Source organism: Telluria sp. Soil_C_11 (genome assembly GCF_057657395.1).
On sequence record NZ_JBDGIN010000004.1, the window covers coordinates 473,464 to 490,057 of the forward strand.

13 protein-coding genes, 3 tRNA genes and 2 pseudogenes are annotated in these 16,594 nt (G+C 66.8%); 13 read left to right on the forward strand and 5 right to left on the reverse strand.

Annotated features, from left to right (window positions below):
• Window positions 1–172 precede the first annotated feature (172 nt).
• The 5 genes and pseudogenes from AC3A6M_RS10170 (at window position 173) to AC3A6M_RS10190 (ending at window position 4,480) form a co-directional block, all read left to right on the forward strand.
• Entirely contained in the window at window positions 173–919 is a 747-nt protein-coding gene (locus tag AC3A6M_RS10170) for a right-handed parallel beta-helix repeat-containing protein (RefSeq protein ID WP_487852620.1), read from the forward strand.
• 130 nt (window positions 920–1,049) lie between these two features.
• A pseudogene (locus tag AC3A6M_RS10175) lies at window positions 1,050–1,202 on the forward strand (DUF1427 family protein); the annotation flags it as partial.
• Between the two features lie 27 nt (window positions 1,203–1,229).
• Window positions 1,230–1,922: a hydrolase gene (locus AC3A6M_RS10180; RefSeq protein ID WP_487852595.1), complete on the forward strand. Its 693-nt coding sequence runs from the start codon at window positions 1,230–1,232 to the stop codon at window positions 1,920–1,922.
• 18 nt (window positions 1,923–1,940) lie between these two features.
• Complete coding sequence (locus AC3A6M_RS10185; protein WP_487852596.1) at window positions 1,941–3,797, forward strand: amidohydrolase; 1,857 nt, start codon at window positions 1,941–1,943, stop codon at window positions 3,795–3,797.
• Window positions 3,798–3,799: 2 nt separating this feature from the next.
• Window positions 3,800–4,480, forward strand: a complete 681-nt coding sequence (locus AC3A6M_RS10190; protein ID WP_487852597.1) for a YoaK family protein — start codon at window positions 3,800–3,802, stop codon at window positions 4,478–4,480.
• Here AC3A6M_RS10190 and AC3A6M_RS10195 read toward each other — a convergent pair.
• From AC3A6M_RS10195 to AC3A6M_RS10210, 4 genes are read right to left on the reverse strand one after another with little or no spacing between them, the layout of a single operon-like run.
• Entirely contained in the window at window positions 4,477–4,974 is a 498-nt protein-coding gene (locus tag AC3A6M_RS10195) for a SixA phosphatase family protein (protein WP_487852598.1), read from the reverse strand. The genes AC3A6M_RS10190 and AC3A6M_RS10195 overlap by 4 nt on opposite strands.
• A gap of 22 nt (window positions 4,975–4,996) precedes the next feature.
• Complete coding sequence (ttcA, locus tag AC3A6M_RS10200) at window positions 4,997–5,914, reverse strand: tRNA 2-thiocytidine(32) synthetase TtcA (RefSeq protein ID WP_487852599.1); 918 nt, start codon at window positions 5,912–5,914, stop codon at window positions 4,997–4,999.
• Window positions 5,911–6,309: a dihydroneopterin aldolase gene (locus AC3A6M_RS10205; RefSeq protein ID WP_442124495.1), complete on the reverse strand. Its 399-nt coding sequence runs from the start codon at window positions 6,307–6,309 to the stop codon at window positions 5,911–5,913. Before AC3A6M_RS10205 ends, ttcA begins: the two co-directional genes overlap by 4 nt.
• 9 nt (window positions 6,310–6,318) lie before the next feature.
• The gene (locus AC3A6M_RS10210) at window positions 6,319–7,116 is read right to left on the reverse strand and encodes an SDR family oxidoreductase (RefSeq protein WP_487852600.1); all 798 of its coding nucleotides are present in this window, start codon (window positions 7,114–7,116) and stop codon (window positions 6,319–6,321) included.
• A gap of 30 nt (window positions 7,117–7,146) precedes the next feature.
• Here AC3A6M_RS10210 and AC3A6M_RS10215 point away from each other — a divergent pair, with 30 nt between their 5' ends.
• From AC3A6M_RS10215 to AC3A6M_RS10230, 4 genes are all read left to right on the forward strand, one after another.
• Window positions 7,147–8,295, forward strand: coding sequence for a class I SAM-dependent methyltransferase (locus tag AC3A6M_RS10215; RefSeq protein WP_487852601.1), 1,149 nt, complete (start codon window positions 7,147–7,149; stop codon window positions 8,293–8,295).
• Between the two features lie 48 nt (window positions 8,296–8,343).
• Entirely contained in the window at window positions 8,344–9,315 is a 972-nt protein-coding gene (locus AC3A6M_RS10220; protein ID WP_487852602.1) for a J domain-containing protein, read from the forward strand.
• 164 nt (window positions 9,316–9,479) lie between these two features.
• Window positions 9,480–11,123 (forward strand): response regulator, encoded by a 1,644-nt coding sequence (locus AC3A6M_RS10225; protein ID WP_487852603.1) that lies wholly within the window; start codon window positions 9,480–9,482, stop codon window positions 11,121–11,123.
• A gap of 6 nt (window positions 11,124–11,129) precedes the next feature.
• On the forward strand, window positions 11,130–12,704 hold the full coding sequence (locus AC3A6M_RS10230) for an HDOD domain-containing protein (protein WP_487852604.1): 1,575 nt from the start codon (window positions 11,130–11,132) through the stop codon (window positions 12,702–12,704).
• On the opposite strand, the gene AC3A6M_RS10235 is transcribed toward AC3A6M_RS10230, so the two are convergent.
• Window positions 12,670–15,927 (reverse strand): EAL domain-containing protein, encoded by a 3,258-nt coding sequence (locus tag AC3A6M_RS10235; protein WP_487852605.1) that lies wholly within the window; start codon window positions 15,925–15,927, stop codon window positions 12,670–12,672. The two genes, AC3A6M_RS10230 and AC3A6M_RS10235, sit on opposite strands and share 35 nt — an antisense overlap.
• Window positions 15,928–16,149: 222 nt before the next feature.
• Here AC3A6M_RS10235 and AC3A6M_RS10240 point away from each other — a divergent pair.
• The 4 genes and pseudogenes from AC3A6M_RS10240 to AC3A6M_RS10255 form a co-directional block, all read left to right on the forward strand.
• A tRNA-Tyr gene (locus AC3A6M_RS10240) sits at window positions 16,150–16,234 on the forward strand.
• A gap of 43 nt (window positions 16,235–16,277) precedes the next feature.
• Window positions 16,278–16,351, forward strand: a tRNA-Gly gene (locus AC3A6M_RS10245).
• A gap of 11 nt (window positions 16,352–16,362) precedes the next feature.
• Window positions 16,363–16,437, forward strand: a tRNA-Thr gene (locus AC3A6M_RS10250).
• A gap of 81 nt (window positions 16,438–16,518) precedes the next feature.
• A pseudogene (locus AC3A6M_RS10255) lies at window positions 16,519–16,594 on the forward strand (GTP-binding protein); the annotation flags it as partial.

The following is a 16,594-nucleotide window of genomic DNA, read 5'->3' on the forward strand; positions in this document are numbered from 1 at the left end:
AACTGCGCGGGCATGTATGTATTCGGCAAAGACCGCGTGACCGTGTCGGGATGCGTGCTCGACGCCGTGAGCTGCAATCCTGCCTATGCGAACCACGGGATCCTCGTGGCCGGGAACATGAACATCGACGGCGTCCGGCGTCAGCTACAACCCGAACCGCGGCGCGATCGGCATCTACCTGGTCCAGGGTTCGGGCGCCAGCCTGGACCGGAATACCGTGACCGGCATGCTCTCCGGGATCTTCATGAACAGTGGGGAGCGCAACTACGTGGGCAGCAATAACTGCAGCAGGAACATGAACTTCGGCATTCACGTCACCGGGGTCGCCAGGTCTTTCCTCATCGAGAACAATGTCTGCAACTACAACGGCGGCACCATGAGCCCGACCTGTTACGGCCGCGGCATCGAGCTGTCGGCGGCGGCGGGGCCGAACGCCGTCACGGGACACACGCTCCGCTACAACACGTGCAGGTTCAACTACAACTATGGCGGTCCGCTGGACAACGGTTCGGAAGGGGGCGGCATCGGCCTGGACGACGGCGTTACCAAATGCACGGTCTACGGCAACACGGTCTCGAATAACGAGGGCAACGGCATCCAGTTATACGGCGGCGGCGATCCGGCCAGGTATCCCGACACGGGTGGCCACATGCTCATGTCGAACATCATGGATTCGAACTGCAGCCATTCCGTGCTGAACCGGCGCAGCGGGGGCAGGACACCGATCCCGTTCCAGGCGCATATCGCGCTGGCCTGGATCTACGGCAGCCGCACCGTCATTTCCAGTAACGTTTTCATGGGAGCGACCCGCGGCGGGATCTACCAGGACAGCACGTCCTCGAACATCGTCAAGTTCAACAATATCTACATGGGTACGCCTTACCCGGTGAAGGCGCCGATATTCGAAAATTTCGATTGAAAATCTGCAAATTATCCGTTTTTCACTTCCTTCCTGATCGCGCATACTCACTCCATCGCATCGCACACAAGGCAGGGGCTGCAAAGCCCCGGTACCCGGCAGTTGTCGATGTTTTGAAAAGGAGCGAGCTATGTATCTGGTTTCCCTGGGCGCCGGCATCCTGGCCGGCGTGCTCTACGGCCTGATCGGCGTGCGTTCGCCGGCGCCGCCGGTCATCGCCCTGATCGGCTTGCTGGGCATGCTGCTCGGCGAACAGGCCGTGCCGCTGGCCAAACACCTGATTTTCCATACCCAATAAAAGGAGCGCATCATGAACAACCCGAAACTCGAAGTCCTGACCCCGCAAAACTCGCAGCTGATCATCATCGACCACCAGCCGCAGATGGCGTTCGGCGTGCAATCGATCGACCGCCAGACCCTGAAGAACAATGTGGTCGGCCTGGCCAAGGCCGCCAGGGCCTTCGGCATCCCGACCGTGATCACCACCGTCGAGACCGAGTCCTTTTCCGGCAAGACCTACCCGGAAATCCTCGACGTGTTCCCGGACCACCAGATTCTCGAACGCACCTCGATGAACTCCTGGGACGACCAGAAAGTGCGCGACGCCCTGAAGGCCAACGGCCGCAGGAAGATCATCGTGGCGGGCCTGTGGACCGAAGTCTGCAACACCACCTTTGCGCTGTCCGCCATGCTCGAAGGCGACTACGAGATCTACATGGTGGCCGATGCCTCGGGCGGCACCTCGAAGGACGCGCACGACTTCGCCATGCAGCGGATGGTGCAGGCCGGTGTCGTTCCGGTCACCTGGCAGCAGGTGCTGCTCGAGTGGCAACGCGACTGGGCGCACCGCGACAGCTATGATGCCGTGATGAAGATCGTCACCGAGCATTCGGGCGCCTATGGCATGGGGGTCGACTATGCCTATACCATGGTGCACAAGGCTCCGGCCCGCAACCACGGCAGCAACGAAGTGCAGGCCCCCGTCCCGGCGCCGGTCCGCTGATTCCTTCAGGAGAAGAGCATGCAGGCACAGTCCACCACCATCCTCGTCAACGGCAGGTTCGCCACCCTGGACCGCGAGCAGCCGCAAGCCAGCGCGGTCGCCATCCGCGACGGCCGGTTCCTGGCCGTCGGCGATACCGAACAGGTGATGCGCTTCAGGGAAGCCGGCAGCCGGGTCATCGACCTGAACGGCCGCACCGTGATCCCGGGCCTGAACGATTCGCACCTGCACCTGATCCGTGGTGGACTGAACTACAACCTCGAGCTGCGCTGGGAAGGCGTGCCCTCGCTCGCCGACGCCCTGCGCATGCTGAAGGAACAGGCCGACCGCACCCCGCATCCGCAGTGGGTGCGGGTGGTGGGCGGCTGGAGCGAATTCCAGTTTGCCGAGCGGCGCATGCCGACGCTCGAAGAGATCAACGCCGCCGCGCCCGAGACGCCGGTGTTCGTCCTGCACCTGTACGACCGCGCGCTGCTCAACCGCGCCGCCCTGCGCGCCGTCGGCTACACGAAGGACACGCCGAATCCGCCGGGCGGCGAGATCCAGCGCGACGCGGCCGGCAACCCGACCGGCATGCTGATCGCGCGGCCCAACGCGATGATCCTGTACGCGACCCTGGCCAAGGGGCCGAAACTGCCCTACGAGCTGCAAGTGAATTCGACGCGCCAGTTCATGCGCGAGCTGAACCGCCTCGGCATCACCAGCGCGATCGACGCCGGCGGCGGCTTCCAGAACTACCCCGAGGATTATTCCGTCATCGAGGAGCTCGACCGCAACCGGCAGCTGACCATCCGCATCGCCTACAACCTGTTCACCCAGAACAAGGGCCAGGAGCTGGAAGACTTCCAGCGCTGGACCAGGATGGTGACGCCGGGGCAGGGCAGCGACTACTACCGCCACAACGGCGCCGGCGAGATGCTGGTGTTCTCGGCGGCCGACTTCGAGGACTTCCTAGAGCCGCGCCCCGAGCTGGCGGCCGGCATGGAGGACGAGCTGGAGAAGGTGGTGCGGCACCTGGTCGCGAACCGCTGGCCGTTCCGCCTGCACGCCACCTACGACGAATCGATCACGCGCATGCTCGACGTGTTCGAAAAGGTGAACCGCGACATTCCCTTCGACGGCCTGCACTGGATGTTCGACCATTGCGAGACCATCAGCCAGCATAATATCGAGCGCGTGCGGGCGCTCGGCGGCGGCATCGCCATCCAGCACCGCATGGCCTTCCAGGGCGAGTACTTCGTCGAGCGCTACGGTGCCGAAGCGGCGCGCGCCACCCCGCCGGTCCGGCAGATGCTGGAGCTGGGCGTGCCGGTCGGCGCCGGCACCGACGCGACCCGCGTGGCCAGCTACAACCCGTGGACGGCGCTGTACTGGCTGGTGACCGGGCGCACCGTCGGCGGCCTGCCGCTGTACGGCGATGACGGGCACCTGCCGCGCGAGGTCGCGCTCGAACTGTGGACTTCCGGCAGCGCCTGGTTCTCCAACGAGCAGGGCCGCAAGGGCCGGATCCAGGAGGGCATGCTGGCCGACCTGGCGGTGCTTTCGGATGACTTCTTCAGCGTGCCCGAGGAAGAGATCAAGGCGATCGAATCGGTGCTGACCGTGGTCGGCGGCGAGATCGTCTACGGCGCCGCCGAGTTCACCAGCCTGGGGCCGCCGCCGATCCCGGTCCTGCCCGAGTGGTCGCCGGCCCGGACAGTGCCGGGTCACTGGCGCCGGGCCGCTCCCCAACCGCATGCCGCGCTGCCCCATCAGTGCAGCGGTCCCTGCGGCGTGCACGCCCACCAGCACGACAAGGCCCGCAAGTCGAACGTCCCGGTGTCGGATGTTGGCGGCTTCTGGGGCGCGTTCGGCTGCAGCTGCTTCGCGTTCTGATCATGGACGCGCAACGATTCCAGCGCCTGCAGGGCGTGGGCATGGGCTTCCTGGCCGGCTATGTCGATACCTTCGGCTTCATCGCGCTGTTCGGCCTGTTCACCGCCCACGTCACCGGCAACTTCGTGCTGATCGCGGTATCGATGGCCGATCCCACGCAGACGCCGTCGCTATTGAAGCTGCTGGCCTTCCCGGCCTTCATCCTGGGCGTGGCGGCGGCCAGGCTGCTGGTGGCGGGCTGCGAGCGGCGCGGCGTCGGCGCCGTCAAGCCGGCCTACCTGCTGCAACTGGTGCTGCTGCTGGGCTTCATGGTGTGCGGGATGCTGGCCGAGCCGGTCGGCCGGCATGTAGGCGCGCTGGCGATGCTGGCGGGCCTGCTGGGCGCGGCCGCGATGGGCGCACACAGCGCCGCCAGCAAGCTGCTGCTGAGCCACCTGGCGCCGACTTCGATGATGACCGGGAACGTCACCCAGCTCGTGATCGACACGGTCGACCGCCTGCGCGGCGCGGCCGATGCGGCAACGCGTGCGCGCTGCGCCAAGTTCTTCTGGCCGGTGCTGGCGTTCGCGCTGGGCTGCGCGGCGGGCGCCTTCGCGTTCCGCGCGGCGGGTTTCGTGGCCCTGGCGGTGCCGGCGGCGATCCTCTGCCTGCACCTGTTGCTGCCGGAGCCGAAAATCCCTTAAGGGGTGCCGAGCAGGATGGTTTTCACCTGCCCCTCCGCGCCGGGCAGCAGCAGGTACAGCCGGTCGAATTCATCGTCGGCGATGTCCGTGCCGGGCGCGCCGCCGAACAGTTTCACCAGTTCCGGCAGCGTGTTCGAGTGCCCGACCACCATCACCGCGCCGGTCAAGGCGCGCACCTTCTCGACCAGCGCCTTCGGCGTGCGCGGGTCGTACAGCTGGACCGTCAGGCCGGTGCGCTGCGCCAGCGGCGCGGCGGTCTGCTGGGTGCGCGCGGTCGGCGTGCTGAAGATGGCCGTGATGCCGGCCCGGCGCAGGATCGCGGCGAGCTGCTGCGCGCGCGCCTGGCCCTGCGGCGTCAGTTCCGGATCCTTGCCTTCCGCCGCCTTCTCGGCGTGGCGCACGAGATAGATGGCGCTGGGCTCCGCCGCGGCCAGGCCGGGCAGCAGGGTCAGCGTCGCCAGCGTGGCGCACAGCAGTCGGCGGAAGGTAGGCATCGAAGGTCTCCGTGAACAGGATTTACAGGGGTTGCAGCGGGATGGTGCCCGGCACCGTGGACGGCGTCGAGCAAGGCTCTTCGTCGAAGGCGATGTCGCCGTTCGGGTTCGCCACGCCGTCCGTCTTGAGGTCGACGAAGCCGAACAGGTCGCGGTCCATCAGGTGCGACGGCACCACCGTGCTCAGGGACGAGAAGATGTTTTCCACGCGGCCCGGATGCTTCTTTTCCCAGTCGCGCAGCATCGCCTTGATCTGCTTGCGCTGCAGGTTTTCCTGGGAGCCGCACAGGTCGCACGGGATGATCGGGAAGCCCTTGACCTCGGCGTAACGCTCGGTGTCGGCTTCCTTCACGTAGGCCAGCGGGCGGATCACCATGTGCTTGCCGTCGTCGGAGACCAGCTTGGCCGGCATGCCCTTGATCTTCGCGCCGAAGAACATGTTCAGGAAGAAGGTCTCGAGGATGTCGTCGCGGTGATGGCCCAGGGCGATCTTGTTGCAGCCCAGTTCGTCCGCCACGCGGTACAGGATGCCGCGGCGAAGGCGCGAGCACAGCGAGCAGGTGGTCTTGCCTTCCGGGATCAGGCGCTTGACGATGCTGTAGGTGTCCTGGTTCTCGATGTGGAAGGGGATGCCCAGCTTTTCCAGGTAGGCCGGCAGCACCTCGGCCGGGAAGTTCGGCTGTTTCTGGTCGAGGTTGACGGCGACCAGTTCGAACTTGATCGGCGCGCGCTCGCGCAGGGTCATCAGGATGTCGAGCAGGGCATAGCTGTCCTTGCCGCCCGACAGGCAGACCATGACCTTGTCGCCGTCCTCGATCATGTTGAAATCGCCGATCGCCTGGCCGACCAGGCGGCACAGGCGCTTGTGCAGCTTGTTGTTCTCGTACGCGACTTTCTCGGCCTGCTTGTCGGCCTGTTGCTCCATTACTACTTCACTCATGCTTCATCCTTGATCTGGAATACTTCGACGCCCACGCCTTCGCAGTCGGGGTACACGTCCGGTTTCATGGTCGACACGCCGGCCGCGCGCACGCGCGGGTGGGCCAGCATGGCCTTCACCACGTCGTCGCACAGCGTTTCCTGCAGGTGCACGTGGCCCTGGGCGATGCGCCTGGCGATGGTCTCGCGCATGAAGTCGTAGTCCACCACTTCGTGCAGCTGGTCGTCCTTCGGGGTCGACATCGCCAGCGGGATGTACAGTTCGACATTGATCAGGACGCGCTGCTCGCCCTTCTTCTCGAAGTCGTGCACGCCGATGTTGATCATGACTTCGTAATTGCGCAGGAACAGCCGGCGGCAATCGCGCAGCTGCGGGTGGGACAGGGCGGACAACATAGAAACCTTTTATTTAGTTAAAAACATCACGTCGCGCTCGAGCGGCACCAGGTGCTGGCCGCCATCGACGAGCAGGGTGGTGCCGGTCAGGGCGCGTGCATTCGCCGCATAACAGACGGCATCGACGATGTCCTGCGGGGTGGACGAGCGCCCCAGCGGCGTGACCTGGTGGGCGCGCTCGAAGCCGTCCTCGGTCTGGTCGCCCGACACCATCGTAATGCCGGGGGCGACGCCGACCACGCGCAGCTTCGGCGCCAGGGCCTGGGCCAGCATCGTCGTCGCCGTGTGCAGTGCCGATTTGGACAGCGTGTACGACAAAAAATCCGGGTTGAGATTGTACAGTTTCTGGTCGAGCAGGTTGACCACCACGGCCTGGCCGCCTTCCGGCACGAGGGCGTGCAGTTCCTGCGCCAGCAGCAGCGGCGCGGCCAGGTTGCACTGCATGTGGGCCGCCAGCAGGCTTGGCGAAAACGCATCCGGCTTGTCGTATTCGAACAACGAAGCGTTGTTCACGATGCAATCCAGGGCGCCCAGCAGGTGGACGGTCTCGCGCGGCAGCGCGCGCACGGCGTGTTCGTTGGCCAGGTCGGCCTGCAGCGCCACGGCGCGCCGGCCGAGCGCGCGGATCGCGTGCACGACGTCTTCGGCCTCGGCCTGCGAGGCGCGGTAATGGACGGCCACGTCCCAGCCGGCCCGGGCCATGCCGAGGGCGATTTCCCGTCCGATGCGGCGCCCGGCGCCCGTCACCAGGGCCACGCGGGCCCGGTTCGCGTGGGGCGGCTGGGCGTTGGAAGCGGTGTCTGTCATGTTCTACGTGATATGTCCTACAATGGCCGGATGTCTCTACCCGCACCGAATAGCGACGCGCTGGCCGCGTCCCAAGCCCTGCAGCGCCTGATCGCTGCCGAGATCGCCGAACAAGGCGGCGCCATCCCGTTTTCGCGCTTCATGGAACTCGCGCTGTACGCGCCCAACCTGGGTTATTACAGCGGCGGTGCGGCCAAGCTGGGCAGGGACGGCGACTTTACCACCGCGCCCGAGATCAGTCCGCTGTTCGGCGCCACGCTGGCGCGGGCAAGCGCCGCTATTATGGCCCAAAGTGGCCCCAACATCATCGAATTCGGCGCCGGCACCGGCAAGCTGGCGCGCGACGTGCTCACCGAACTGGCCGCGCTCGGCGTGGCCGTCGACAGCTACACGATCATCGAACTGTCGGGCGAGCTGCGGGCGCGCCAGCAGGAAGCGCTGAAGGATTTCCCGCAGGTGCGCTGGCTGAACGGCTTCCCGGACGCCTTCCACGGCGTGGTGCTGGCCAACGAGGTGCTGGACGCCATGCCGGTCGAGCTGGTCATGAAGGAGGGGGCAAGCTGGAGCCGCCAGTACGTCACCATCGCCGGCGGCGCTTTTACATTGATTCCGGGCCAGGCGGATGCCGCGCTGCTGGAACAGGTCGCGCGCCAGATTCCCGAGGCCGCCCAGCTGCAGGACGGCTACCTGACCGAGCTGCATCCGGTGGCCTGCGGCTTTATGCGCTCGCTGGCCGCGATGTTCCAGAATGGCAAGGGCGCGGCGATCCTGTTCGACTACGGCTTCCCGGCCCACGAATACTATTTCGACGAGCGCAGCAGCGGCACCCTGATGTGCCACTACCGCCACCATGCGCATCCGGACCCGTTCTACCTGCCCGGCCTGCAGGACATCACCGCCCACGTCGACTTCACCGCCATGGCGCTGGCCGCCCAGGATGCCGGCCTGGACGTGCTCGGCTACATGAACCAGGCGTCCTTCCTGCTGGCGGCCGGCATCGGCGAACTGCTGCTGCGCACCGATCCCGAGGACGCGCTGCGCTACCTGCCGCAGTCGAAAGCGGTGCAGAAACTGGTGTCGCCGGCCGAGATGGGGGAGCTGTTCAAGGTGCTGCTGGTCGGCAAAGGCGTCGAGCTCGACCCGGCAATCGTGCGCGCCGATCGATCTCACAAGCTTTAAGATTTTGACATCTTGCGCGCCGGATACAAACCCGGCTATGCTGACCTTATGGCCAAAATCCACACCCACTATGACAACCTGAAAGTGTCGCGTCACGCGCCGCAGGAAGTCATTCGTGCGGCCTACAAGGCGCTCAGCCAGAAATACCATCCCGACAAGAACCCGGGCGACGAGCGCGCCGCCCGCATCATGGCGATCGTCAATACCGCCTACAACATCCTGTCCGACCCCGTGCGCCGCAAGGAGCACGACGACTGGATCGCCTCCGAAGAATGGGAAGTCGAGTGGCTGGAAAGCAGCCATGGCGACGAGGGCCGCGAAAAGCAGCGTGGCGAAGCGCAGTGGGAGCCGCGCCAGGTCGAAGCGCCGGCGCGCTGGCGCTTCCTGCTCGCGCCGCGCTGGTGGGGCGGGATGCTGGCTTTCTTTGCGGCCGGGGTGGCATTGACCGCGGTATTCATCGATCCGCCCAAGGTATTGCCGTCCGCGCTGGCCTGGGCCGGCAAGCCGCCCGCGACCAACGGCGCCAGCGCCAGCGCGAGCGCACCGGATTCCCCGCCCGATCCGCTGGGCGCCGATACCAGCAACGACGGCTGGGCCCGTCCGGCGGGCCAGGCCGATGCGCCGCCCGACATCAAGGCCCTCGGCGTGACCCAGCTGGTGGTGCCGGCGCGCGCGCCCGACTGCGATACCGACCTGCAGAGCCAGGTCTCGCCGAATGGCGATCCGTGGCCGGCCCAGTCCGGCTATATCGACGGCTACCCGGTCGGCAACCAGGGCGAAGAAATGCAGATCCTGGTCGACAACAGCAACAACCCGTCGCCGGTGCTGGTCAAGATCTACGACCTGGACCGCCGCTCGAACGTACGCCATGCCTATGTGCTGGGGCGCGCCAAGTTCCTGGTCGACAAGCTCTCGGCCGGCAAGTACGAGGTGCGCTACCAGAACATCCTGATGGGCGCCTCGCGCGCCGAATGCACGAACGGCCGCCGCGCCGCCTTGCGCCAGGCCGCCGCGCGCTGAGCCTTCCCGCCGGCAGCCGTCGAAGTGTGGTTTTCCGGGACACTGCATGTCGCTGCCCGGCCGTAAATTTAAGTATTTTGTTCCCTGGACGTAATATACTCGGATAGCCGCGGGCCAACGGAGCCCGCATGCCCATACGCAGGCACATCGGAAAAAACCGGGATATGAACGAACTAGACGGGCTGACCGCCTTGATCATCGAGCCGCATGCCGGGATGCGGGCGACGATCCATAACATGCTGACCATGTGCGGCTTGAGCAAGGTCGACCATGCGGCCAGCTCCAACCAGGCGGTCAAGCACCTCGGGCTGAAGCAGTACGACCTGGTGCTGTGCGAATACGCGCTGGAGGGCGGCCAGGACGGCCAGCAGCTGCTCGAGGACGTGCGCCACCACAAGCTGATGCCGCTGGCGACCATGTTCTTCATGGTGACCGCCGAAGGCGACTACGGCAAGGTCGTCAGCGCCGCCGAGCTCGCGCCCACCGACTATATCCTGAAGCCCTTCACCGCCGACCGCCTGCTCGAGCGCATCGCCCGCGCGCTGGACAAGCGCAACGTGTTCCTGCCGGTGTACGAACTGATGGAGTCCGGCAGCCAGCAAGAGGCGATCGACGCCTGCCTCGAGGGCGAGGAAAAGCATCCGCGCCACATGATCGACTTCATGCGCCTGCGCGCCGAGCTGCACATGTTCCTCGGCGAAGCCGACCAGGCCGAGCCGATCTACCGGCGCCTGATCGACGCCAGGGCGATCGCCTGGGCGCGCCTGGGCCTGGCCAAGACCCTGTTCCTGCGCGAGCGCTTCGAGGAAGCCCAGGACCTCCTCGAAGACCTGGTCGAGAGCAACAAGAACTTCGTCGACGCCTACGACTGGCTGGCCCGCACCCACGAGGCGGTCGGCGAGCTGGACAAGGCGCAGGCGGTGCTGGGCGACGCCGTCGCGGTGTCCCCGCATGCGGTGCGGCGCCTGCGCAAGCTGGGCGAGACCGCGCTCGAAGCGGGCGACCACGATACCGCCGAGAAGGTGCTCAAGCAGGTCGTCAGCAAGGTCAAGTATTCGGAATTCAAGGATCCGCAAGACCACGTGCGCCTGGTGCAGACCCTGGTGCGCAAGGGCGATCCGGTGCAGGCGGCCGCCGTGATCCGCGACCTCGACAAGTCGATGGCCTTCCAGAAGGGCACGGCGCTGTGCAGCGCGATCGCGTCCAGCATGGTGCACGAATACACCGGCAACGAGCCGCGCCTGAACGAGTCCCTGCTGGCCGCGCTGGCCGCCAGCAAGGAGACGCCCGCGCTGGCGCCCGACCTGAAGCTGGAGCTGGCGCGGGTGGCGATCGAGAACAATATGGAAGAGGGCGCGGCCGAGGTGATGCGCGAAGTGATGCGCAACGCCCAGAACGGCGCCGCCATGAGCCGCGCGATGGCGGTATTCGAGAAGGCCGGCCGCGGCGACCTGGCCCAGCAGCTGGCCAGGGAAAGCCGCCAGCAGGTGGTCGACCTGGTCGCCAGCGGCGCCGCCAGGGCGAAAGAGGGCGACTTCAAGGGCGCGGTGGCGATGATGCAGGAAGCGGTCGGCAAGCTGCCGGACAACCCGCAGGTGGTGTTCAATGCCGCCCTGGCGGTGCTGAAGGCCCTCGACAACGGCGGCTGGGACGAGCGCCTGGGCCAGCAGGCGATCGCCTACATCGCCGGCGTGCGCCGCCTGGATCCGGTCAACCCGAAACTGCCGGCGCTGGCCGGCCTGCACCAGCAGGTGCTCAAGAAGTATAACAAGGGGCCGCGCGCCTCGCAGCAGAAGAAAGCCGGATAAGAGACGATGAAAGCAGTACCTCCCGCCGCGCCGGAGCCGGCCGACGCTTCCGACCGATATGCCGACGGCCGCCGGGTCCGCGCCGCGCTCCTGAACAAGGTCTGCGGCGACGAAGACATGTTCGCGCTCGGCAGCTCGGTGGCGCGCGTGGTCCAGATGGCGTCCTCGGACGACGAAGGTACCCATGCGCTGGCCTATTACGTGCTGTCCGACGTCGCGCTCACCCAGCGCATCCTGCGCCTGGCCAACACCGTCAAGTACCGTACCGCCTCCGGCACCGCCGTCACCACGATCTCGCGCGCCATCTCGCTGCTGGGCTTCGACAACGTCAAGACCACCGCGCTGGCGATGCTGCTGGTAGACGCGCTGGCCAGCAGCGACCATGCCTGGAGCGTGCGCATGGAACTGGAAGCCTCGCTGTGCGCCAGCCTGGTCGGACGCGAAATGGCGCGCCACAGCTTTTACCAGGGCGCCGAGGAAGCGTCGATCGGCGCCCTGTTCAAGAACCTGGGGCCGCTGCTGGTGGCTTCCCACGAGCACGAGCGCTACCGCGAGATCGGGCTGCTGGTCGCCTCCGGCAAGCACAAGCTCGGCCAGGCGGCCCAGATGATCCTGGGCTGCAGCTACGACGCGCTGTCCGAGGCGGTGCTGGGCGAATGGAAGATCCCGGACGTGATCATGCGCGCCCAGCGCCCGCTGCCGGAGGGCACGCTGAAAGTGGCGCTCAACCGCGGCGAGTGGATGCGCCAGGTGGCTTCGTTCAGCCTGGACGTGGCGCGCCTGCTGGCGAAAGCCGGCGATCCGCGCGGCACGGCGGAAGCCCAGGCCCTGCTGGAGCGCTACGGCCATGCGCTGAACATCGACGGCGCCCAGCTCGACGAACTGTTCGAGGCGGTGGCCCAGGAGATGACCGGCCTGCTGCAGAGCATGAACCTGGAACCGGTGCCGCGCCGCGAGGAAAGCGAGGGCGACGGCCTGCCCAACGTGCTGCTGCTGGCCACCCTGGGCGCCGGCGAGGACGAGCAGGGCAGCTACCCGAGCGGCAAGCCGCGCAATGCGCGCGAGCTGCTGCTGGCCGGGGTGCAGGACGTGACCCAGATGCGCGCCTCCGGCCAGCACAAGGTCAACGATGTGGTGCTGGCCGTGCTGGAGACGCTCTACACGGCGATGGGCTTCCGCTTCGCCACCGTGGTCCTGAAGGACGTCAGGAGCGGCCAGTACCGCGCCCGCGTGTCCTTCGGCGCCGACAAGTCCGCCACCCAGGCGGGCTTCGCGTTCCCGTCGGCGCCGGCCGCGGGCGCCGCGAGCCGCGACCTGTTCCTGCTGGCGATGGCGAACAATGCCGACCTGATGATCTCGGACGCCGCCAGCCCGAAGATCCGCGACCTGCTGCCGGCCTGGCACCGCCAGCTGCTGCCGGATGCGAAGAGCTTCATCGTGCTGCCGCTGGTGGTAGGGCAGGCCCAGCTCGGCCTGTTCTATGCCGACCGCATCCACACCGCGCCGGAAGGCGTGCCGGCCGACGAAACCTCGCTGATCAAGGCGCTCAAGGGCCAGGTACTGTCTGCGCTTGCGCCCTGACGAAGTCGCCGAACTCGCGCGCCGGCATCGGCCGGCCGAACAGGTAGCCCTGGGCTTCGTCGCTGTGCTTGTCGCGCAGGAAGCCCCATTGCGCCTCCGTCTCCACCCCTTCCGCCACCACCGATAAACCCAGCGAATGGGCCAGCCCGATCGTCGCGCCGACGATCGCGGCGTCGTTCGGGTCGTTCTCGATGTCCTTCACGAAGCCGCGGTCGATCTTGATGCGGTCGATCGCGAACAGCTTCAGGTAGGCCAGCGAGGAATAGCCGGTGCCGAAGTCGTCGATCGCCAGCTTGAAGCCGCGTGCGCGCAGCTGGCGCAGCAGGGCGCGGGTGTTTTCCGGGTCGCGCATGGCGGCCGTCTCGGTGATCTCCAGCTCCAGCCGCGACGGGTCGATCGGATGCTGGACCAGCAGCTGGTCCAGGCGTGCCAGCAGGGAGCCGCCGCCGAACTGGCGCGCCGACAGGTTGACCGCCAGCCGCAGCCCGCCGAGCCCTTCGCGCTGCCATTCGGCCAGCTGGGCCATGGCGCGCCCCAGCACCCAGTCGCCGAGCGGCAGGATCAGGCCGGACTCCTCGGCGATCGGGATGAAGCGGTCGGGATCGATATTGCCCAGCTCCGGATCGTGCCAGCGCAGCAGGGCTTCGGCGCCGATCACGCGCCCGGTGTCGAGCGCGACCTGGGCCTGCAGGTGCACCTCGAAGCCGCCGTGTTCGAGCGCCGCCCACATCCGGTTTTCCAGCATCAGGTGCTCGTGGGTGGCGGCGTTCATGGCCGGCGAGAAGAAGCGGAAATTGCCGCGGCCGTCACGCTTGGCGGCATACATCGCCATGTCGGCGTGGCGCACCAGGGTTTCGGCGTCCTCGCCGTCGTCCGGGAACAGGGCCACGCCCACGCTGGCGCCGCTGTGCGCGGTGATGCCGTTCAGGTGGTAGGGCTGCTGCAGCGACTCGACCAGGCGCACCGCCACCGCGGTCACGCTGTCCGGCGTCAGCGGGCCGCCCAGCACGATGATGAATTCGTCGCCGCCCAGGCGGGCCAGGGTGTCGACGTCGCGCAGCAGGTCCTTCATGCGCGCGCTGGCCCCCACCAGCAGCAGGTCGCCGGCTTGGTGGCCGAGCGAATCGTTGATCTTCTTGAAGTGGTCGAGGTCGATGAACAGCACCGCCAGCGGCAGGTTCGAGCGGCGCGCCTGGGCCAGCTGCTGCTCCAGCCGCACGCCGAGCGCGGCGCGGTTCTCCAGGCCGGTCAGCGGGTCGTGGTGGGCCAGGCGGTGGATGTCGGCCTGCGAGCGGTGCTGCTCGGTGAGGTCGTGCAGGAGGCAGACGTACAGCCGTTCGCCGGGCAGCTCCACTTTCGACACCGACACCGCCAGCGGAAAGGGTTCGCGGCGGACGTTGATGCCGGCGAGTTCGCGCTCGTCGGGCGGCGCATCGGCCAGGCGCGCCAGCAGCGCGCTGCCGTCCTCGTCGCCGGCGCCCGGCACCAGGGTGGTGAAAACCAGGCCCTGCAGGTGCGCCTGCGGATAGCCGAACAGCGCCGCCGTGGCCGGGTTGGCCGACACCACGACGCCGCCGGCATCGACGGTGACGATGGCGTCGCCGGCATTGTCGAGGATGGCCTGCAGGCGCGCCTCGCGGTCGCGCAGGCGTGCGGTACGGTCGGCCACCTTGGCCTCGATCGCGGCCCGCTCGCCGCTGGTCAGCAGCAGCATCGCGCCCAGCAGCGCGGTCAGCAGCAGGCCGGCGGTCAGCACGGTCCAGCTGACCAGGCCGCGCTGTTCTTCCATGTAGGCGGCGGTCGGCGAAAAGCGCAGCGCATAGCTGCGGCCGCCGAACGAGAGCACGATCCGGTAGTCGTTGCGGCGCACCGGCCGCCGGATGTCGCCGACCAGCACATGCGGCGCCGCGTCGGTGACGTCGGCCAGGCTGAGCTCGAAGCCGCCGAAGCCGCTGCGCTGCACCGACTGGGCGACGAAGGCCTGCGCATCCAGCACCAGGCCGAGCAGGCCGACCGGCGGCCGGCCGGGCTCGCCCACCGAGCGGAACAGCACGATGCCGATTCGGTTCTTGGCAACCAGCTCCAGCGGCGGGGTCGCCACCGGCTCGACGCCGCGCAGCGCGCGCAGCGCCGCGTCGCCGCGTGCCGGCGCCGTCATGAAGTCGATCCCGCGCATGTAGCTGTTGGCGGGCGGCCAGGTGTACAGCATCGGCAGGTACAGCGCACGCTCGCCGGCCTCGCGCAGCGTACGCCCGGGGCCGAGATCGCGCAGGCCGGGGAAGGTGGAATCGACCTCCGCGCGGATCCAGGCCTCGAAGGCGGGGCGCTCGGCCTGCGTGACGGGTACCAGCCAGTTGAGGCCGACGATGTCGCGCCGCCCGTCCACATAGCCCCTGGCGATCCGCAGGAACTTATCGCGCGCCATGTATTTTTCGTCGGCGCCGAGGGTGCGGGCAAAGGTGCCGACGAAGCGTTCGTGCTCGTTCAGCTCAGCCTGCATGCCGTCGGCCACCTGCTGGGCCTTCAGGCGGTAGGGCTGCAGGTGCTGCTGGGTTTCCCAGTTCACGGCCTGTTCGTAGACCGCCACCACGGCGCCCGCCGCCAGCACCAGGGGCAACGCGACCACCGGCGCGCGCCGGCGCCACAGCTCGCGCGGGCGGCCGCAGGCGACCCATACCAGCGGCGACGCCAGCAGGATGCCGATGGTGTCGCCGGCCCACCAGTTGATCCAGTTCGGCCAGCGTTCGTTTGCCGGAATCAGATCCAGTGCATAAAGCCCGGCGACGCTGATGGTGGCGTTGATCAGGCAGGTGAGCGGGGCCAGCGCCAGGAAGAATCCGACGTCGCGCGCCGAATCGAGGGACGGGCGCACCAGGCGCCGGAACCATGTTGCGCCGAGCCATGCCTGGAGCACCGAGCCCAGCGTGGTGAGGATGGTCATGGTGACGGCAGGGCCGGGCGCGGCGTTCGGGCCCAGCCAGCTGCCGGGCAGGTGCAACAGCGCGGCGCCGAGCGCGATGGCGGGCAGCATGCGCCGGCCGGCGGTGACGACCATGGCGAAGCCGACGCCGGCAGGCATGAAGACCGGCGTGGCGTAGCCGGCCGGAAGATCGAGCAGGTCGCTGACGAAGCGCATGGCCGCGTAGACGCCGACGATCACGAGGCTGGCCAGCAGAAGCCGAGGCCAGCCCCAACGCGTCTTTCCTGCTGGTATACGAGCCATGCTCATCCCTTTTCGTTTTCTCCAGTCTAGCCTCTGGCGTCAATACGTGGCGCTTTCGTTGCTGGTCGGGTTGCAAACATAGTTGCAAACAACCCTTGCGGACTTGCAGTTGGGTCGTTACAATCACGCCCCGAAGCAACGACACTGTGTGAGTCAGATCAGTTCTGATAAAACAATAGTTGACAGTAGTTTGTCCGTGCTTCATACTCTGCGGTTCTTCGCGGTGGGGTGGCCGAGTGGTTAAAGGCAGCAGACTGTAAATCTGCCCTCTCTGAGTACGCTGGTTCGAATCCAGCCCCCACCACCAAATATGCGTGGATCGTGAAGTCGAATTGAATAAGTTGTACCTCGCGGGTGTAGCTCAATGGTAGAGCTGAAGCCTTCCAAGCTTACGACGAGGGTTCGATTCCCTTCACCCGCTCCAGTTTCAAATAAGCCCTTGTAGCTCAGTGGTAGAGCACTCCCTTGGTAAGGGAGAGGCCACGTGTTCAATCCACGTCAAGGGCACCAGAATTTAAACGGCTGTCGGCTTTCTCGACCGTCAGGTGTGCCTGGTAATTTTCAATATCGTTAGGATCTTAGGAGTCTAGAATGGCAAAGGAAAAATTCGAACGGACCAAGCCGCACGTGAACGTCGGCACCATCGGTCACGTTGACCACGGCAAAA